12 protein-coding genes are annotated in these 20,557 nt (G+C 44.6%); all 12 read right to left on the reverse strand.

All coding sequences use genetic code 11. The annotated features are described in order from the left end of the window. Nucleotides 1-4 precede the first annotated feature (4 nt). Nucleotides 5-1,243 (reverse strand): glycoside hydrolase family 117 protein, encoded by a 1,239-nt coding sequence (locus ZOBGAL_RS16980; RefSeq protein WP_148560729.1) that lies wholly within the window; start codon nucleotides 1,241-1,243, stop codon nucleotides 5-7. A gap of 26 nt (nucleotides 1,244-1,269) precedes the next feature. Beyond that, complete coding sequence (locus tag ZOBGAL_RS16985; RefSeq protein ID WP_013994944.1) at nucleotides 1,270-2,691, reverse strand: alpha-L-fucosidase; 1,422 nt, start codon at nucleotides 2,689-2,691, stop codon at nucleotides 1,270-1,272. Nucleotides 2,692-2,699: 8 nt separating this feature from the next. Continuing rightward, entirely contained in the window at nucleotides 2,700-4,073 is a 1,374-nt protein-coding gene (locus ZOBGAL_RS16990) for an alpha-L-fucosidase (RefSeq protein WP_158499745.1), read from the reverse strand. 49 nt (nucleotides 4,074-4,122) lie between these two features. Then, nucleotides 4,123-5,610 carry a sulfatase family protein gene (locus ZOBGAL_RS16995; RefSeq protein WP_013994946.1) on the reverse strand — a complete coding sequence of 496 codons (1,488 nt, stop codon included), beginning with the start codon at nucleotides 5,608-5,610 and terminating at the stop codon, nucleotides 4,123-4,125. A gap of 220 nt (nucleotides 5,611-5,830) precedes the next feature. Further along, entirely contained in the window at nucleotides 5,831-7,504 is a 1,674-nt protein-coding gene (locus tag ZOBGAL_RS17000; protein WP_013994948.1) for a T9SS type A sorting domain-containing protein, read from the reverse strand. A 180-nt stretch (nucleotides 7,505-7,684) separates the two neighbouring features. Further along, a complete protein-coding gene (locus ZOBGAL_RS17005; RefSeq protein WP_013994949.1) occupies nucleotides 7,685-10,165 on the reverse strand; it encodes a hypothetical protein in 2,481 nt (826 codons plus the stop codon). A gap of 46 nt (nucleotides 10,166-10,211) precedes the next feature. Continuing rightward, entirely contained in the window at nucleotides 10,212-11,744 is a 1,533-nt protein-coding gene (locus tag ZOBGAL_RS17010; protein ID WP_013994950.1) for an alpha-L-fucosidase, read from the reverse strand. Continuing rightward, complete coding sequence (locus tag ZOBGAL_RS17015; protein ID WP_013994951.1) at nucleotides 11,741-13,399, reverse strand: apiosidase-like domain-containing protein; 1,659 nt, start codon at nucleotides 13,397-13,399, stop codon at nucleotides 11,741-11,743. The genes ZOBGAL_RS17010 and ZOBGAL_RS17015 overlap by 4 nt, the downstream gene beginning before the upstream one ends. A 20-nt stretch (nucleotides 13,400-13,419) precedes the next feature. Further along, nucleotides 13,420-16,074, reverse strand: coding sequence for a WD40/YVTN/BNR-like repeat-containing protein (locus ZOBGAL_RS17020; RefSeq protein ID WP_013994952.1), 2,655 nt, complete (start codon nucleotides 16,072-16,074; stop codon nucleotides 13,420-13,422). Beyond that, nucleotides 16,075-16,899: a polysaccharide deacetylase family protein gene (locus ZOBGAL_RS17025; protein WP_013994953.1), complete on the reverse strand. Its 825-nt coding sequence runs from the start codon at nucleotides 16,897-16,899 to the stop codon at nucleotides 16,075-16,077. A 3-nt stretch (nucleotides 16,900-16,902) separates the two neighbouring features. Next, a complete protein-coding gene (locus tag ZOBGAL_RS17030; RefSeq protein WP_013994954.1) occupies nucleotides 16,903-17,901 on the reverse strand; it encodes a family 43 glycosylhydrolase in 999 nt (332 codons plus the stop codon). 18 nt (nucleotides 17,902-17,919) lie between these two features. Then, nucleotides 17,920-20,550 (reverse strand): VPS10 domain-containing protein, encoded by a 2,631-nt coding sequence (locus ZOBGAL_RS17035; protein ID WP_013994955.1) that lies wholly within the window; start codon nucleotides 20,548-20,550, stop codon nucleotides 17,920-17,922. Nucleotides 20,551-20,557: the final 7 nt, after the last annotated feature.

Genomic DNA, 20,557 nt, shown 5'->3' on the forward strand with positions numbered 1-20,557 from the left:
TAGATTATTTAGGTTGTTTTTCGATGCGTTCGCGTTGTTTTTTTGAAAGTCCCATTTGGTAGTAGAATTCGGGCTTGAAATAAGTACCCAAGCGCTTCATATGTGGGTCGTCTACATCTAGGCTTAGATCGCAGTCAAAGCGGGCCAATACGGCATGGTTTTGGTCCCAGGTCGTGGCATTGGTAAAATGCGATATGCCCCAAGAAATGCCCCGTCCGTATTTGGTGTTGGTGAAGGCGTCGGCTACGTATGGCCCGGCGGCATTGGGCATAAACTCGACTATGGAGGCAATGTTAAAATTGACCCCGTCTTCGGCGTATTGCACGGTATTGTGTTCGGTGCCGTCACGTATGACCAAGGCGGCCATACCTTCTTTGAAGGGAAACAAAGTAGTCTCATGGCCCGAGTTGATTACCGGGTTCAAGGGACTCTTTTTAAAAGGCCCCAAGGGATTATCGGCTATGGCCAAACCTTGCATACGCACCAAATTGGGGTCGCCGTCAAAATCGGACTTGTAGTACAGGTAAATTTTGTCTTTATAGACAATGGGGTAAGGATCGTGAATGGAATATTGGTCCCATTCCCCTTTTTTCCCGTTGGGAATGACCACCTCGGTATGGGGCGTCCAGGGGCCGTCAGGGGAATCGGCATAGGAAACGGCAACGGGACAATCATCGCCCCTTGTTCCACTGGCTTCCATAAAGCCTTGATAATACAGGTAGAATTTTCCTTTCCATTTTAAAATGTCGGTAGTGGTAACCGAGCGCCAGCCTACGTTCGGTTTGGGAGGTCTGGGCACGGCCACGCCCTGTTCTTCCCAAGTAAAACCATCCTTACTGGTAGCATACCAAATTTCAGCCAAGTCCCAATCTGCCGAGGGAATGGTATCATTGCTGTTTTTTGCGCCTTGCGGAGGGGTCGGGGTGTTGCGATAGGTATACCACACGTAATATTTGCCGTTTTCGTAGATGACTTTTGAGGGGTCTCTTCGCGAAATGGTACCATCATGGCCGTTGTAATCAAAGCCCTTTAATTCGGTATACTTGAATTGCGTATACAGTTCGTTGTTTTCGGGCCTCGGGGCCATATAGTTGTCGTAGTTGCGTTGCATGGCCGCACTCAATGGCCGATTGGGTTTTTCTTTGGGAAGGATGAACGGAAACCCTTCGGGCTGCTTGTTTTTTTCTTGGGCAAAGCCATAAATGGTTAGTAAAAGCAAAAGAAAGGAAAATTTATTTTTCATGTTCATTAAGGTTTATTCGTAATTTTTTAATTCATTGGACGGGTGGAACTTCCGATCTCTACTTCGGCTATAATGGCATTTTTACCCTTCCATTTTAAAATTTCAATTTTGACATATCGGGCATTGGAGACATCAAAATCAATGCTTCTATATGTTGTATTCGCAGGCCATGAATCTGTAGATACCCGTTTGAATTTTTCATTGTCATTGCTAATGTAGGTCTTACATTCCAAAATATTTCCCTCGGAGAGGGCCGTTTCCGGAGCTGGCTTGCTTTTGTGGTTAGGGACCAAGGTAATGATGTCTATATTTTTAGGACGCCCCAAATCAAAAGTTAGGGTCTGAATCGAGGAAGCATCGGAAACCCAATGTTTAAAATCGGTTTTGTATTGGGTAGCATCAATTAGATAGGAAGCCTCGCCACTTGATGCGGTTGCTCTTACAATAGGAGCCGAGTAAATAAGACGCTTTTTTAGGGGTAGGTCTATTCTGGATTCATTGGGAGACCATTTTTTACCAATGTCGCTCAAAAGTGAAATGAATGCCGGGTCTAAAAGACCATCTCTATTGGGCATGCAATTGAGCATAAAATTACAATACCTGCTTTCAAGGGTCTTCAATTTTGAAACCAGCTTTTCGGTACTTTCTTTTTTGAACATACCGTTCGGGGTTTCAGGGCTCCAGAACCATCCGTTTCCTTTAAAGCTGCAATGTCCCAAGGCCGAGGCCATTTGGTTGTCTTCCTTGGGAAAAGCACCGAAGGGACCTTCAAAATAAGGAATGTCCAATTGGTAAGGGGCTTGTAAATGGGTATGGTCCGTCAATAAACAATCGGGCTGTAGCTTTCTGATCAATTCACGGATTTCAGAGAAGGGTACTTCATGATGGCCCATGCGCCAAAACCAGCCATCTACAACAAAATAATCTATTTTACCATAGTTGGTCAGCAGTTCGGTTATCTGGGTTTTTATAAAATCGAGTTCCTTAGGCCCGATTTTATCTTTATCGATACCATGTGTACTGTCCCAAATGGAATAATAGAGCCCTACTTTCAATCCTTTTTTCCTGAAAGACTCCACATATTGTTTTACGATATCCTTTTTATACGGAGTAGAAGCAACATCGTAATCGGTTACCTTACTATCCCATAAACAGAAACCCTCGTGGTGTTTTGTGGTCAGTAGGCCAAATTTCATTTGAGCGGAAACGGCAGCATCGGCCCATTGGGCCGTATTCAGGTTCTTTGGGTTGAAAGTAGAAATGTCGTAGTTGGCTTCGCCCCAACTGGCTCCGTAAGACATGATATTGTAACATAGGAACATGCCAAAACGCATATCGACAAAATCTTGCAGTAATTTCCCATAACGATTTGATGTCGTTTCAGGTGTTTGGGAGGCGACTTCCAAACAACAGAGCAGTGCTAATATAGTGGCGCGAATGATTTTCATGAACAAAGCTATTTAAGTAATATTTTGAAAACATTGGCCGATTCATCAAGCACCATGCCCTTTAATTTTAAATGAAGTCCGTTTTCATTGTGGTCAAATTGAACAGCTTTACCGGTACCTAAATGAACGATTTTTTGAATATCGCCTTTGCGGAGTTTAAAATTGGAATTTAGGGATTTTATGACTAGGTCACCATCGGGCTTGCCCAAGGAAGTGGCGTAGAGGTTATTGCCTTTTACGGTAAACCGGATGTCTTCTTTGGTGTATTGAATCTGGGCAAAATGGTTGTTATGGTGATAGGTGTAATTGCCCTCGTCAATATCGGTAGGTCCTTCACCGTAGATAAACCAAGGGGCGGTGTTATAGACGGCTTCTCCGTTTTTGTTCAACCAATCACCCATTCGGGTTAGGTTATCGACAACTTCCTTGGGAAAGGTACCATCTGCTTTAGGTGGGATATTTAACAAAAGGATTCCATTTTTACTGATAACATCCATCAACATATCTATCAATTCATTGGTAGAACGTAAAGGAATTTGCTCCCTATAAAACCAACCGTGGGTGGGAAAATCGGGAGGTACGTTCATATCCATATCGGTCATCCAGACGTCATAGGCCGTTTCGGTCAGAATACCGTTTTCCAAATCGCGCATACCGACGGAAGGAGGAATGTCATTGGATTTATATACAAATTCCACTTGTTTGTTGCGCTCAATAGCCTTGTTGTAAAAGTAGGATATAAACTCCCTTTGGTATTTGTCTTCAAATACGGGCGATGCTAAGGTTCCTTCACCGATAAACTTGCTTTTACGGGTCACTTTTTTGTTGTGGGCGCCTTTGGTACCGCCAAAACTGGCATCGACCCAAAAAATATCCGGATCGTATTTGTCTACTCCTTCCTTGGCAAAATCAACCCATTCACCACCTGCAATGGAATGATAGGAAACCAAGGTTTTCATATTTCGCTTACGGACGGCCTTAAAAACTTCGCCTACGATATCTATTTTAGGTCCAACTTTAGCCGTGTTGTAATCTGATATATCGCTGTCCCAATGTTTTAAGTCGCTGCCGTGCCAGCCGATTACCCCACCGAATTTGGCTCCGGCGGTTTCGAATAGCTTGGCCCACTCGTCCGCATTGAAATTTTCGCCTTTAAATTGTTTGAGCAATTCTTCGTTCGACCAGTTTTCTTTTCCTTTTTCATAACTGATGGTCTGAATGCCCCAGTGGCAATAGATTCCGAACTTGGCATTGACCAACCATTCAGGGGTGTGATGGTTTTGCAATGAATTCCAGGCAGGTTCGTACTTCTTTTCTTGGGCCGATAAAAATGAGGGGAGCCATAGCAAAATGGCTAGCAATTTAAAAATGCTTTTTTTCATGATCATTCTTTTTTCTTGGTATATGGTTTTGGTATGTGTTTACATGTTTTTAAAAAAGCGTGCTTGTATCGTTGTTTCTCAATTCAAGGTATTTCTTGTGCATTCGGGCCACACGCTTGGCCTGTTCGGGGCGGTCTATAAGGTTCATTTCTTTTTGCTCCTGTATGTTATCCTTTAAATGGTATAACTCTATAGGCTTTAGGTCCTTGAAGTTTTTTTTGTTTTTGCCACGCAGGATCAATTTGTAGTGGCCATCACGTATGGCGTAAAAGGGACCGTTAGCGGCTTGCGACATGTGCATGAGGTATTTATGGACGGGCTGATCGGAATTTTGTGTAAAAATCGGCAAGAGGTTGGCGGAGTCCAAGACCTTATCGTCTAAAGGTAGGTTGACGATTTCTGAGAGGGTAGCGACCATGTCGTGGCCCACAATGGCAACATCGGATACTGAGTTTTTAGCAATTTTTCCGGGCCATACGGCTACAAAGGGAACGCGATGCCCACCTTCGTAGATCGAAGCTTTTTTACCCGCTAGGCCATTGCTCGAATCGTGACCTGCTTGGGTCAAGGCCCTGTCGTGATTGAGACCGCCATTATCGGAAGTAAATACAAAAAGGGTGTTTTTGTATGTGCCGGTTTTTTTTAGGGCCTTTATCATCATGCCGACCTGAGCATCGAGTTCGGCGATCATATCACCGTGATTGCCCAAAGTGCTCCCTTTGATTTTTACGCCGTCTAAGGTTTCGGCAGGGGTGTGCGGAACGTGTACCGCCTGACTGCAGTAATAGATGAAGAAGGGTTTTTGTTTTTGGTTCTTAATATAGTCTACGGCCTTGTTGGCCAATATGGGTCCGGCTAAGGAAGGGTTCCAGTGGGAATCACCGATGCCGTCGCGATTGCGTTTTCTATTATCTTCTTCATATTCGGTCTGTTCAAAAGGAATGTGTACCAATTTGGAATCGGCTTGTAGTTTCATCCATTCCCCATTTTCATAATAGATATAGGGTTTGTTCTGTATGCCTTGGGGCAATTCTATAGAGTAATCGAAACCGAAACGCTGCGCGCCTCCTTCGGTCTTTGAGTAATCGTCGGGGGCACCGTTCCAAACGCCGCCCAATCCCCATTTTCCGAAGAATGCGGTATTATAGCCCGCCTTTTTAGCGATACGGGATAGGGTCGTGGCATTATCGCCAATGCCGTCGTTGGTCAACGGGGACCATACGCCCCAAGGGCTATTTGTATTTCTATACGGGTAATTACCGGTCATCATTGAATATCGGGTAGGAGCACATAAAGAAGCAGGGGAGTGGGCATCGGAAAATCGCATGCCATTTGCTATGAGTTCATCTATATTAGGTGTGGGAACCAAAGGGTCTTTGCCCGTTCTTTCTTTGTGGTAAAAACCAATATCGCCAAGACCGATATCATCGGCCATTACGATTACAATATTAGGGTGGTCTTGGGCTTTCAGGGAACTGCTAAGTCCCGCAAGGAAAACTAGAAAACATATTTTTCGTATTAATGTAAATCGATTCATAGTGTTCTATTTTTTGAAACAGTGTTTTGGTCCTTAGTATTTTTTGTATTATCCCTTCTTAGTAGGTTTTAAATAGTCCTTTTTCAAAACCTTCAAAAAAATGTGTAATAGCCCCAAGATATTTTACCTTGTATCTTGGGGCATTTGTTTTACACACCTTTGTTCGTCGAGGCATCTTCTACAATATCATTGTAATTCGATGTCGTCAACCAAGTTGGGATTAGATTTTATTAGAGCGGTCTATAATCAATTTTTGCGATTTTTTAGTTCCATCCTTTGTTTTGACTATCAACACGTATATACCGGGGTCAAACTCGCTTATGTCAATGGTCTTATTCGGTATTTTGTTAGATTTTAGAACCTTTAGGACCTGTCCTGATACGGTCAGGATTACGACGGAGTAATCGGTAAGTTCTGTGGTAAGGGTTATGGTGCTTTTTGCCGGGTTTGGATAAAACAGTGTTTCTTCTTTATCGACCTCGTTTTTAGAAGCCTTGTTTTCTTCTTCGATAACAATCGGCTTTTGCAACCGAATAGGGTCTTTGTCAAAACTGACATCTAGAATATCAACATTGGTCTTTACGATATTCTGGCCTGCTTTGATCAGCACATCTCCCGTTCCTTCATCATTTCCGCCAAAGGATATTTTTTTAGTGTTTGCATCGCCGCCCATGAAATTGTTCAACTTGATTGCACCACCCTTTTTGGTTCCGATCTGTATATTTTCTCCCTCATTGATTGTGATGTACTTTGCGATTTTTGTAGAAGAATTGAAGGTGTTTCCGGCAATATAGATGTTTCTAGGTCCATATGCGTGTACATCTCGTTTACAATCTTTGTTAATGTGCCCTGTTTTCGCACATTTTGTATTTGCCCTCCTTTCATTACTTCCGTATACATTGTATGTCCATGTTTTGTACGTATCGGAGGGCCGTGACTGGGTTACCCTTTTATGTCCCTCGGTACCATTTATGTGGATGTAGGTATATGGTCGAGATACCGTATTGGACATGGAGAAGGTATTGTTGTAAATTTCGATGTTTTGGGTAAACTGTTCCATATGGATAGGTTGGCAGCCTCCTCCTGCATCATCCGTCATACCCGCAAATGTATTCCTTCGTATAATCACATCTTTTGATTGTACCATTGCGATATGAAATTGTTTACTTTTTTCAAACGTACAATTTTCAATGATCGAGCCGTTTAGGCTTGTGCTTTCGGTATACCTTCTTCCCGTACCATCGCCACTGTCTTCCCTATCGTTTCCATTATCCGATGAAATGGCGGTTTTATAGCCTTCCTTAAAGATACAGCCATCGATCAGTACCTTATCAACACTTAAAACGACTTCTCCTCCTCGTTTGTTCGTGTTGCGATTAAAAATTTGAACCGGCATAAATTCTATGTTCGAAAAAATACAGTTCTTTAAAACCAAGCCATCGGTAGCGTAAGCGGTAATGGCGGTAATGGCATTCCAGAGGGAATTGGTGAATTCTACATTTTTAAATTGATGTCCCTTGCTCTTATTGAAGCGAAATATAGTATTGCCCCAAGATTTTTGGTTTTTTCCTCCATCTAGGGTTAGGTCGGATATTCTATAATTATTGCCCTTGGCATCGATTAAAGCTCCTTTTTTAGAGGTCAGTTGAAGAATCGTTTTATTTTTGCCGCTTCCCTCTAAGATTAATCCATCATTTACAAAAGTCATGGTTTTTGAAAATTTATACACTCCTTCGGGAAAGATTATTTTTTTTGTTACACCATCATTTCCCCATGCAATAATCTGGTCTATATCGTTGACATCGGCAGTTTCGGTCTGGGCCCAGCTATGATATATATTTCCTAGGCATAATAGTACTACCGTAGCAAACCTAATTCGTTTTAAATTATACATAATCTAATTTGTTTTTGAGTTTTGTTAATTACTGTTAGCGATCAAGCGTTGTTCCTTGATCATAAATTGTTGAGATTTTTACAGATTCATTTAATTTGGGTTTATAGGTTCATAGATTTGTTTAAGTGATTCTATCGTAAGTTTTGGGGACTATACTATTATTTGAAATGTTTGTAGCGCTTAACCTTTGTCCGCTGCAAGCTTAGAGAAAGCAATAATCAACTTTCCTTCCTTTGTTTTTCCAAGCAGTTTTCCTGCAAAATTCATATCCGTAATTCCATTTCCAGAGCCGTCAAATTCCACGATGAGATCCTTCCCTTTTTTCTTGGATTTAATAACTTTTGAGCCCTTTCCAAAATCGACTTCCTCTGAAGCGCCGAATCGTAAAGAGGCAAGGTCGATATCGTTTTGGGCGTCAAAATCCGCTTCTGAATGTATCAAGACCCTTATCTTCTTTGTTGATGGGCCTATCTTGTGTTTGTTCAAGAGCTGAATGCGCTTGTGTACGGTAAGGGGAACAATGATGTTTTTTGAACTGTGTTTATCCCTGGCCAAATCATCTGCTTTTGGGACATCTATTACGGCAAGGGAAAGATGGGTGGCCCTGCCGTATTCATCTTGCAATATATGCGGGCGCTCTAACTTGTACCAATGGGTTCGCGTACCGTCTTCGTAGGAAGTATTGTCAGGCGTATAGGCCGTGCCGGGGTTGAACTTCCAATGGATGCCATCAGGTGAACGTAGGTAAATGGCGCGATAGTCCCAGAATGCGTTAATCATCATATGATACTGTACTTCATCCTTCCAAAGAACCGGGTCTTCGTAATTGGAGTTTCTATATTTTTCGGGAATAATGGGGTTGTATCGGACCTGGTCGGTCAGCACGGTATAGGGCCCGAGTAGGTCGTCTGTGGCACTGCGCATCATTTCCCCGGCCTTGGTTACAAATAGAAAGCGGCCATCTTCTAACTGAACTCCAGAAAGGTTACGATAATACCGATATGAAAGTTTTTCGTCTTCATTGGTACTTTTCCAATCGACGGTCATGGTTCCCAAACGCTTCCATGGGCCGTTCATGGTCTTGGAGGTGAATAGGGTCGCTTCCCAATCTATCAAGGAATACAGCATATATGTGCCGTCGTTCAATAGAATTATATCGGGATTATGGCCTAGTCCATTATGAAAACCATAGGCCGTATCTTCTTTAACCTTGTACGGTCCGGTCGGTGTTTCGGAGACTACATGGGCCACCGTTGAATTGGGCCATTCCCAATGGCCTTTGGTTGCGTTTGCGGGCCATCGGGTGACCAGCATATGGTATTTGTTATCTTGGTCCTTTACCGGTCTGCCGCCCCAATAGCTCCATTCGGGATCTTCTATGCCATTATCAGGGTCACGGGGCACAACGCCTTCCGCTCCCCATAGATCGGTCCGCAATTGCTTATGGATGGGCATGGGTAGGATAAGGTCGCTAAACGAAGTGCCGGATATCGCTTTTACTTTGGCCCTTACCAGTTGTGAAGCCTCACTCTTATTCCCCGAATGATCATGGGTAAAGACCACATACGAGTTATAGTCCCCTTTTTTCGGGGTGAAATCAACATATTCGGTGCTTGTAAGGTCATGGGCGATCTGGCGAAGATGATTTCCGTTGGCCCCTCCTCTATAAACCGAATAATGGGCCACATCAACATCGACACTTTTGTTCCACTCCAGTTTAATTTCAGTTTCAAGGGCCTCAATTTTTAGTGTTGTAGGAGGAGCAGGAGCCTCATGGTCTATTTTTTTAAGAAGCACCTTGTTGGATCCTGACGATTCTGAGGTGTCGAGACGGGTTACGACATAGCTATATGCCATACCGTTGATAAGGTTTGTATCGGTAAAGCTAAGATCAGCGGTCGTAGTCAGTTTTTTGTACGTTTCGCTTTTTCCTTTGCTTCTGTATACCGAGAACTTGCTGCCTGAATTCGCTTTTTTGTCCGTCCAATCCAAACGGATACCTTCGGTTACTGTTTTTCCCGAGAGGGTAGGACCTTCTTTTTCGGGAGCTCTTACGCTAAGGTTGACATAATCTAGAAAAACTTTAACGTCTTCACTGGAATAAAATACCACCCGAACACGGGGAGGTCCCGCCATTACGTCTTTTTGGGTTACGGTATAAGTCCCTGAAAAATGTTCTATGGTTTTGTCCGAACCTATGAGTTTTACTTTTTCGGCCAAGATGCGCTCTTGTTCACCAAAGAAGAGGTGTAAGGAAAGGGAACCCTTGCTGATGTATTCCAGATCGGCCCCAAGGCTCCAGTTCAATTCATCGCCCACTTTTAGGTCTTGATAAGCAGGGGTGGTGCTCAAGGGCTTGGAATCGATATAGGCATAATCAAAAGAGCTAAAATAGCGACCGGCGAACAGGCCCATAGAGTGTCCTTCTTTTTGAGGTTCCATAGAGGGGGTCCAGAATGGGGATTGCAATCCGAGGCGCCAAGAACCGGCCTGTGTTAAATTAAAATCACCATCGTTTACATTGGGGTAGGGAGCGTTGTCCCCAAGGAGAACACTTTGTGCCGATAAGCTCAAATGGCAAAAAAGAAGCAAGGCAATTGACAGAAAAGTGAATGCAAGGTTGCTATTTTCTTTTTGTCGGCGGTGATTTAGAGGTGTCATTTTTTATAGTACTATATTAGTGTTCTATTATTTTAAGCGGGAAAATTTAATGGCGCTCGATTTTTAGTACATAAGCGAAGTCGCATGGTTTTTCTTTGGGAAATTGAACAAGGAGACCTTCCGCTTTCTGCTCCCATTTGATGCTTTCACGACTTCCCAACATTGAAATGCTTTTGATATCGTTGGGATAGAGCTTCCCTTTACTGCCTAAGGTTCTAATGGTAATTTCTTCCCCTGGCCATTCCATACAGATGGCATACAGGTTTTTGCCTTTCTGGGTAAACCGAATATCTTCTGAAGTGTATTTCGGAATCAATTCCCCGTGGTTTTTCCCTTGCCCGTGATGGCCTGGGTTAGTTACTTCCGTAGGGCCTTCACCAAAAAATATCCACGGCATGGTGCTGTAAATCGCTTCCCCGTTGATCTTTAGGCAATCGCCCATGGCATATAGTTCCTTTTTTGTTTCCTCAGGAAAACTTCCATCGGCCTTAGGGGGGACATTTAAAAGCATTCTGCCATTCTTGCTGGTCATATCGATTAACATGTCGACCAATGTACCGGCATCCTTTACCTTGTTCACAGGGTTGTAAAACCATGTGTTACGCCATTCAAAGTGGCGTTGCATATTGATGTCGGCCATCCATGGATCATATTGCATTCCCAATAGGTTTCCGTCTTCGATATCGCGAATCCCTATTCCCGGAGGGATATCATGGGTCTTATAAAAAACTTCTACTCCTTTTCCTAGTTCTTGCCCCTTGTTGAAATAATCACTGAGCAATTTTTGTTGATAGCTTTCCGGTACACTGATCAGTTCATTATCCCCCTCAGGCAACAGGCGGCCACGGTCTGTGTACTTTTTTAATTCGCCCTTTACGGTTCCGCCAAAGCCGGTGTCGAACCAGATCATATCCGGTTCGTATTTATCGATGGCTTCTGAAATACGGTCAAACCAAGCTTTAAATATAACTTCCGCTATTCGACCTTGATTAGCTGTAGCGTATTTTGAATTATCTTCATGGGGATTGAGGTAAGTAGGGTCGTCTTTGGATAATCGGCCCCACATACGGCTCCAAAAATCACCCGTATGGAAAGAGGATATTATAGGCATATTGCGTTTGCGAAGTTCTTTTGCCAGGCTTCCGTATAGGTCTACTTTAGGTCCTTTGTTTACGGAATTCCAATCCGTTATATCGCTATCCCAATTTACGATCCCGCTACCGTGCCATGCTACGGGCCCGCCGAACTGGGCGCCTGCATCTTGTATCAAATCGACCCATTTTTTAGCATCGAACTTTTCGCCTTTCCAAGCATCGATAGCTTCAAGAACCGTCATTTCGGGATTTTTGGAAGCTACTTGTACCGTCTGTGGTCCCCAGTGAAAATAGATTCCGAATTTCATTCCATAAAGCCAATCGGGCGTAGTATGCTTTTGCAAAGACGACCAATCCGCTTGATAGGGCGCGGCCGATTTTTCGTTTTTCTTAGGCGGGTTTTGGGCAAAGCCGATTACCGATGTCACGAAAAAAACAAGGCAGGGGCATAATTTAAAAGGGAAAGAAGGGGCTAAGGTTTTCATTTAGTTTTCGGTTTTAGGTTGCGAATGATAAGAATGGCATCGGCCTCGTACCGCCATGGGCGGTAATCCCAAAAACCAAGCTCCTTCATATTGTACTTTTCTTCGGGAGTCAATTCGCCCGTAAGGGTATTGAACCACTGTTGGGTGGCGTTTTCGTAGTCGAACTCCTTTGAAACCTGAACCTTGGCCGAGGTGTAATGGTTTTCCTTTGGGGTATATATTAAAATGATGCCATCCTTTTCATTGGTTAAATTGTATCCGCTACCATTGTATCTGGCATTGGGTTCAAAATTCTCGAAAGGTGCGGAATCAAATAGTTTTCGCATGTGGGTGAAATATTCAAAATGGGGTTTTTTAAAATCTTCAGGTTGTTCAAAAGGGTTGTGGATCAGGGCATTCCATGAAGCGCCTTGCCAATAATAGGTGGTATATCCGCCTGCGAACAGACACATATAGTTTCTTCGCAAACACACTTCGGCATTTACGTAAGCTCCCGGAAAGACCACATAAGGCGATTCTTCATATCCCCCGTGTTCGATATTGAAAATAGGTTTGTTGGGGAAGTCGTTTCGGGCATTCAACATATTCTGGTATAGGGTATGTTGCCAGTTTTGCATCGATATAAAATCGACTTCATCGGCATGGTTTCTACAGAAGCCATAATCATGGACGGATACCAACCTATCATAAGAATCTAGGTTTCTAGTCCGTTCAATACGTTCTGAAATATAGGCGGCAGTGGCCCTGGTTTTGTGCAGGGCTTCCTTAGAAACGTCCCAGATGATATTCGGAAAAGCTTGGTAGCGTTTTATGATATAGTCATAATACCTATTGTCGGCCTCAGATTCCATTTCCGGCCATGATACGAGTTTGTTCCAGACGTAGATCATAAGGTGACTAACGATTTCTTGATCGTGCATTTCTGAGATGACCTTGTCAAAATGTTTAAAAAAGTCAAGGTTGAGCGAACTGTAGTCCGGATTGGAATTGGACCCCAAAAACGGGAAAATATCTTCGCGTCCCCCATATTCGTGTTCGGGATGCTCGGCCAGACGTTTGTCTTTTGGCCAAGAAACGTCGTATGAATAGACGTTCATCACGACCTGATTGAAGCGGTATTCGTTTAAAAGCGATAAGAGGTGCTTGGTCTTGGCCATGTCTTCTTTTCCGTAATCGAGAGCAAAGAGCCAATCGCATTCAAAAGCCAGATTAAAGTAATGTGAACCGTCTTCATAGAACAAATGCCGTGGGTTGTCTTTGTTCAATACAATGCCTCCATGGCGGTCGCTTTTTTGGTTTTTAACGACGGTAATCTTTCCCTTTTTTCCGTTCAAACCCTTTAGTTCGGAAGTTATTAGGAAGGATTTATCGCCCATGACGCCACTGGAGTATCGTAGCACCCATGTACCCTTGCCATTGTAAAATAGGGGAATCTGCTGTGTTTGTTTTCCATCTGTCACTTGGGCGGTGGCCACAACCTCAAAAGGGGCCTTTGGTCTTTTGTTTACAGGGAAGACCACGTCGATGACCTCCCACTGTTGGCATTGTATACCGGTGCTTGGTTTTGGGTCGGTATAGGTTTTAGACTGCGATATGCCCGCGATAGGAAGCAGTAATACATAGCAGAAAGCAAAAAGGGTTCTAAATAGCTTCATTTCGGTTCTTATTTTGGTTGTTATTGGGCCCACCCGCCGGTGTTGCCGTTCAAATAGCTTATAAACCAACCGCTTCCCCATCCGGCACACCAAAGCACATCTTTGTTATAGGGATCAGGTTTAACGTCGACGATTTTGTCGGGTTGGCCCAGGCCCTTGTTGATTTTTTTCCAGCTTTTACCGCCATTTGTACTGAGGTAGATCCCCGGATTCATGAATTTACCGGACATACTCACTTGTTGTCCCGCAGCGCTGAGAACGATAAGTTTCGGGTCAAGGGGAGAGGTTTCGGCCTGCCAAACAAAGGGGGCCTTGAATATTTGTTGCCAAGTTTCACCCTCGTCCGAACTCCGCCAAACTCCGCCTTCTTCATAAGTGCCGCTACGTTGTCCGGTAGAAATAAGTATATCCTTGGTATTGCGATCTATGAATACATTGTTCACCGAATTTATGATGGATGGAATGGCCATCTTTTCCCAATTACTCCCTTTGTCCCTAGACATATAGAGCCCCCCGTTTTTATCGTTCAGGGCCGCGTATAGGGTTTCCGGTTGATCAGGATGCATAATGATACGCCTAACACTTGCATTTTTATGAAAACCGGTATTGCTCAATTCCCAAGTATGGCCTCCGTCAAAAGAACGATAGAAACCATACCCCCCTTTGGTTAGTTTTTCAGGTTTTCCCCCACCTATTTCAGAAATTTTGCGAGAGGTCGAACAGAAATACATGGTATCGGGGTTGTTCGGGTCGATCAATAGGGAGTTCTGCGGGGCCAGACCTTGCCATGAATTATTGTCGGCTTCAAAAATGGTAGCGATATTCGCCCAAGTTTTTCCGCCATCGGTAGTCTTGCGTAATTTCCCGCGGTGTTCTTGGCGCCAAGACAAAATGAAAATAGTATTGGGGTCTTGCGGATGTACCGCTACGGTCGATATGGAATGGGCACCATGATTACCGCTATGGTCATGTACCTGTCCTTCAATCTGCTGAACGGCTACGGCCTGCTTGTCGGGCCACCCTTCTAGATCTGTGGTTTGCCACAATCCGTGTTCGCCGCTACAGAGCAATCTTCTGTTTTTAATACCCGTTTCTAAAAGCATAAACCTTCCCGGAAGATTACTGCCCCCTCGGCCGATCCATTTGTTGCTGCCCGGTGAGGTCTCATAATCGTCTATTTGCTGCCAGGTCATGCCCTTGTCCGTTGATCGTAGGGTTTGTTGGTCTATACCGATATAAAGGTTGCCATTAGGGGCTATTGACATCATTCGGTTACCGGAGGAACCCGCGGTACCGTCCATATAGGTCTGTAGGTGGGCAAACTCGATATTGGTTCCGGTAGGGTTGTTCCTGCTTTTCCAATAGTCCAGATCCTTGTTTCCTTTCCAATACGGACCGTATCTGGCACAGGTAATCCAAGTTTTTCCACCATCTAAGCTTCGCCATACATCGCCTGGGCCGAAGGTAAAATCGTGTTTGCGATTGTAGCTCACATAGATTTCGTCTTTGTTCAAGGGGTTGACCACCAGTCGATTGAAAACCGGAAGTGTTTTTGTGGGCAGGGCGGTGAACTTTTTCTTCGATTCCGACTTTGAGGTTCCGAACCAGTATCCCATGGTTTTATGGAAACGGTCAACTTCGGCATTGGAGTGGAGGGCAGTCATATCAAAATAGAGATTACCGGTAATGTCTTTCCAGCTTTTGCCACCATCGGTACTTTTAAATACGCCTCCTTTTGCGCTTACCGTATTTCCTTTGTCTTCATAAACGGTTTGGTCTACCAAGTACAGAACAAATTCATTGGTTTTTGGATCGTAGTAGGAGCTCAGGTCACGGGGAAGGTTGTTGGGGAGTCCCTTACCGCCTTTTTTCCAAGAAAGTCCGCCATCGGTACTACGCATCAACCCGAAGTTGGTAGCCATAACAATGTATCGATGGTTCTTTGGGTTTACAATAATCTTTCCCACGTCGGTCTTTTCGTGAAGGCCCTTAGTTATTTTTTTCCATGTTCGGCCTTTATCGGTAGACTTATAGATGCAGCCATAGGCTGCGTATTTGAAGAAAATGCCGTTGGGGTTGGCGGCCGATCTATGGTTGCTCTTTACGTTCCAAAAATCGCCTGCCCCTGCATACCAGATATTGTCGTCGGTAGGGTCTACGGCCAGTTCGCTCAAACGCGTTCCCTCTTGTTCGTAATACCAACCCTTTTCAAATGATTTGGGGTCGTTGGGGTCTATGTTTACGTCTTTATGGCTTCCGCCCAATTCCGTGGTCTTTTTCCAGCTTCGGCCCCGATCAAGGGTTTCAAAGACCCAACCGTTCCAATCGATGGCCATACCGTAGTCGGGGTTTTGCAGGGAGAATTCAATATCTAAGACCCGTTTCATGTCGTGGCCCAACCCATCGTGGTCTTTTAGCGAATGCCAAGATTTTCCGTTGTCCCATGTTCCGTAGCTCACATGCATATCGGGGCCCATAAACATCACGTTGGCGTCGGTGGGGTGGTTCCAGAATTCTTCGCAATAGCCAGACATTCCCGGACCGAAATTCTTCCATTCAATGGAAGGATCCGATGCTATTTTCTCCGTTTTGATCTGTTGAAAAAAGTCTTTGGTCTGGGCTTGAAGTGTCATAGTAAGACATCCCAATACTAGAAATAAAGTCGTTTTTTTCATCTATTTGTTTTTTTCAATGGTTTTCGGTTTATTTTGTGGTGTACGGGTCTTTATGTATTTCGCAACCTCGACTAGGGGAGCGATCCATATTTCATCTTGTTTTTCGCGCAAATAGGCTATCAATTCTTGATGGGCCTCTACCGAAACATTCAGGGGGCTACCACCTCCCACACCATGGAAGAGAAAGACCAAAAGAGTATTGCTTTCTATAGCTTGGTCGACCAATTGTTTCATTTCCTGTCCAGTGTGCCCTTTCATGCCGAAGCAATTGATATCGTCAAGGTCTATTTGCCCTGCTGTCATCATGTTTCGTTTAACTCCCCGGGCCGCAATAAATTCACCTTTAAGGTAGGGGAAGAACAATACGGAGTCTATTTTCATGTGACCGCAGGGATATGCGAAGGTGCGTTCGGTTTTACCGTCAATAGAGTGGAGTAAGGTGTTGGTAATCTTAATTTCATTGACTACCCGGTCTAAGGTAAAGTTGGCCAAGTCCTTTTCGGGTGAAAGCGGTTTTTTTCGACCAGGTTTATTGATGCAAGGATGGGTTAAGCTATGGTTGCCCAGTTCATGGCCGTTTTGGGCCGCTGAACGCCATTCGTCAAGTCTTTTGTTCAGGGTTTCCGATTCGCCGATCAAATAAAACGTAGCTCTAAGTCCATGTTCGTCCAAAGCGGGAATTACGTTGTCAAGGTGCTCGTTTAATGCATCGTCGTAAGTAAGCACTACGGCACATTTTTTAGTGTTCCAGAGCTTGTTTTCCTGCGCGACGAGGCTCTGAAAACCAATAGTGATAAGCAGCGATAAAAGGAGCTTGAAATGCATGGTTTACTTTTGTTTATGGTTTTGTGGCTTCCAGGTAAAGCGGTCTATACTCACCCCTCTGTAAGGCCATTCTACACTTGATATATACCACTGCCCATCTTCACCCTGAAAAATCTCGGGGGCATGTGCCTTTAACACGGTAATTTCCTTTTCTTGGTCAACCCCAAAATTGGTTAGGTCATTCGACTGATAGACATAGGCTTTGTGGGTATAGGCGCCTTGAATATCCTTGCCGTCCCATCCACCTTCCCAGGCACAGACAAAAAGGTAAAAGGAATTGTTATGAAACAATAGACTGGGAGATTCTGGGTCGAATTGATTCGTTTTGAGAATGGTTTTGGGTTCGCTCCAGTGTATTAAATCTTTGGAAGTCACCATACGGACACTTTTAATGGAACAGTAGGTCAGGTAATATGTGCCTTTATATAAAAGTAAATTGGGATCTCGTGCGCCATCGGGGTCTGAAAAGAGTTCTCCTTTTGGTTCCCAATCATAGAGATTATCGGAAACAGCCAAACGGATAGGGCTATGGCCGTATACCATTTGAAAGCGTCCGTCTTTTCTAACGACATAAGGGGCGTGGTTTGCAGGTATTTCACCGGGTCGGTCTCTAGGGGCGAGTATCTTGGGAAGGTCGTTATAATGGTTTTCTTTTAGGGTTTCCTTGAAATTTGTAGCCCGTGACACGGCGTGAAAAGAAGCGTATTCACCTTCATGTATCCCCTTGTTGAGCGGTTTGGTTTCCACGAGGGGGTGGGTAATGCCGAATATGTGCCATAAGCCGTCATCGCCCTTTACAAAGGTGTGGTCGTTGGGCACCCATTCGTCGTACCATTTGCCCTCTTTCAGGTTTGGGGTGTCGGGACCGAAAAAATAGTCTCCGTCCGCTTTGTATACGCGTACGTATTGATTGGCCTGTTCGGGTACCAAAAGCTCTGCTTGGGCGTGTAGGCCGTAGGTTATACCGCATAGGGTCGAGAGTAAAAAGGAAAGGTTTTTCATGCTTCTTGGGTGTTCTGGTTAGTTCTGGGTGGTTATGGACTTGTTCGGTTTTGGGTGCTGTGCTACGTACCATCCACTACCTCGTGTTGAAGCGTAAAACTTGCCCGGGGTATAGTTGTCTATGGCAATATCGTTGATGCGATCGCTTTGGCCGTTGCCCTTATTTATTTTTGACCATGACTTTCCTCCATCTTGTGAAAGGTAGGTGCCTGCATTTTTTGTACCGATGGAGACATTGCCCAAGGTAGAGACCAAAATGGTGTTCGGGTTGTAGTAGGCCGTTTCAATACGGTTGGTCCAAGGGTGGTCAAAAATCCGTTTCCAAGTACGAAGGCCGTCGTTACTGACCCAAACCCCTCCGGCATTGGGTTTTCCCCTTTTGCTACCTGCGGTAATATAGGCTTTTCCGTCTCTAGAGAAATGGATGTCGTTAATGCCTTGGTCGCCCGATATTTTTTCGGTGGAGGAAACCTTACTCCAATACTTGCCGTTGTCAATCGATTTAAAGAGTCCCCCTCCTTTGTTCTGTATGGCTACGTAAAGCGTCTTGGGGTCCTTAGGGTCGAAGGCGATTTTTGTTGCATCACGGGAATCGGGCAGGCCTGTATTCGCTTCTTGCCATGTTTTTCCGCCGTCGTATGTTTTGTGTACTCCAAAACCCGTTACCGAATTCCCGACCCATTCCAGGTCCGTAGAACGCTTGGGTACCACAAAATACATGTTGTCGGGATTGTCAGGGTCTATGATAAGATGGTTTTGGTGTACACTTTGGTCACCACTGTGGGGTTTTGTTTCCCATTTAGGGATTGCTATGCCCTGCTCTTGCCACGTTTTTCCATTATCAATGGACTTTAGAAATTTGCCTTTTGCCGCCTGTCTAAAGAACAAAGCGTAATGGATCATCGTATCTTTAGGATGTATGGCGTACCAACTCAAGGAGGTTTCATTGTCAAGAAAATTATGTGACTCCGCAGCTTGTGCCCCTGGACGTAACTTAGGTCCTTCGTTGTTGGTAATCCATAGACTGTTTTCGCCGGCCATACAGAATACCTTGTGCCTTACTTCGGGATGTTGGTAGAAACCGTGGCCGGGCAGATTGCTGTTTCCCGCTCCGACATAACTTTCCGTACCGGGAGTGGTATACTCGTCATCGATATCTACCCAGGTTTCGCCTTTGTCGTAGCTCATAAGCGATATTTTGGCCATTTGGGTATGAAGTACGGTTCCGTCGGCATTCCACCGAACAAAATTGGAACCTTTACGTTCGTAAAAATCACGGTCTACCCAATCTTTCAAATAACGGAGGGAAATATTGGTTCCCATAGGGTTGCCCCTGTCGGTCCAATAGGCGTAGTCTTTAGAACCTTTTTTCCATGCCTTTCCGTTTCGCAGGGCAACATGCCATGTCTTCCCCCCATCTTTGCTGCGCCATATTTGCCCAGGTTTGAAATTATTTCGCGAGGCATTGGAATATTCGTTGTTCAGGTAAATGTTGTTGGCATCATTGGGGTCTACCGCAATGGTATTGAAACGAATGGTAATGGCCGAGGGCATCTCAGGATATTTCTTTTTGAATTCACCGTCTTTCATACCAAAAACATAGGCGGCACAGTGTACATAGCTCTTTTTGATATCGGCGTTGTTTTGAAATTGACGCATGTCTAGGCTTAGGTTGCCTTGTAGTTTTTGCCAAGTTTCCCCACGGTCTACACTCTTGAAGATACCCCCTTTGTCATCGGTCAATGTCTTCCCGTCGGGTTTCCACATAGGATTGGAGATAACGTAGAGCGTAAGGGTGTTGGTGCCAGGGTCGTAATGGTGCGCCATGGCCCGCATTACGTCATAATCGAAGCCCTTGGTCTTCTGTTTCCAGTGTTTTGCCCCATCGGTACTTTTGTAAAAACCGTAGTTGGTGCTGGCATAGATCGTGTTCGAATCTTTCGGGTCAACCAATAGGGTTTCGAATTGGGTATCGGGGTGAAACCCCTTGTTCATGAGTTTCCAGGTTTTTCCCTTGTCGGTACTTTTCCATAGTTTGTTGAGGCTGGGCTTATGTTCTTTTGAGCCATGGGGTTGGCTATTCGGAAAGAGCATTCTTCCCAAATGCCGCATTTCGCCACCTCCTGCATACCAAATGGCATCATTTTTCGGGTCTACCGCTACACACGACACATATTTGCCCTCGAATACCGGATGGTTCAGGTTCTGCCATGATCGCCCGCGGTCATGGGTAACAAAGATGCCCTTGTTCTTGTCATCGCTACAAAAACCGAAATCGGGGTTTTGACGTGAAAAATCGATACTGAACAACTGCATGGGGCCTCGTTGGCCTTCCCTGTAACCCGTAGCATCTTCATCGAGCATGGTATTGTAGGTTTTTCCTTGGTCGAAAGAAACGTAGGAATTTCCCATATTAGGACTGATATAAAGGGAGTTGGGGTCGGTCGGATGCCAAAAGGCACATTTGTTGTTTCCGCTCATTCCCGGGCCGAATTGCTGCCAAACCACCGAGGGGTCGGAGGCTAGGTCTTGGGTCTTTAGGCGCTCAAAAAAGTCCTTGTTCCCATCCGTATTTTGCCCGTAGGTCGATATACCGCATAAAACCGTGAATAACAATGTTATCTTGGGGGCTATCATCTTTTTATTCATGTCATTT

This window comes from Zobellia galactanivorans (genome assembly GCF_000973105.1).
GTDB lineage: Bacteria > Bacteroidota > Bacteroidia > Flavobacteriales > Flavobacteriaceae > Zobellia > Zobellia galactanivorans.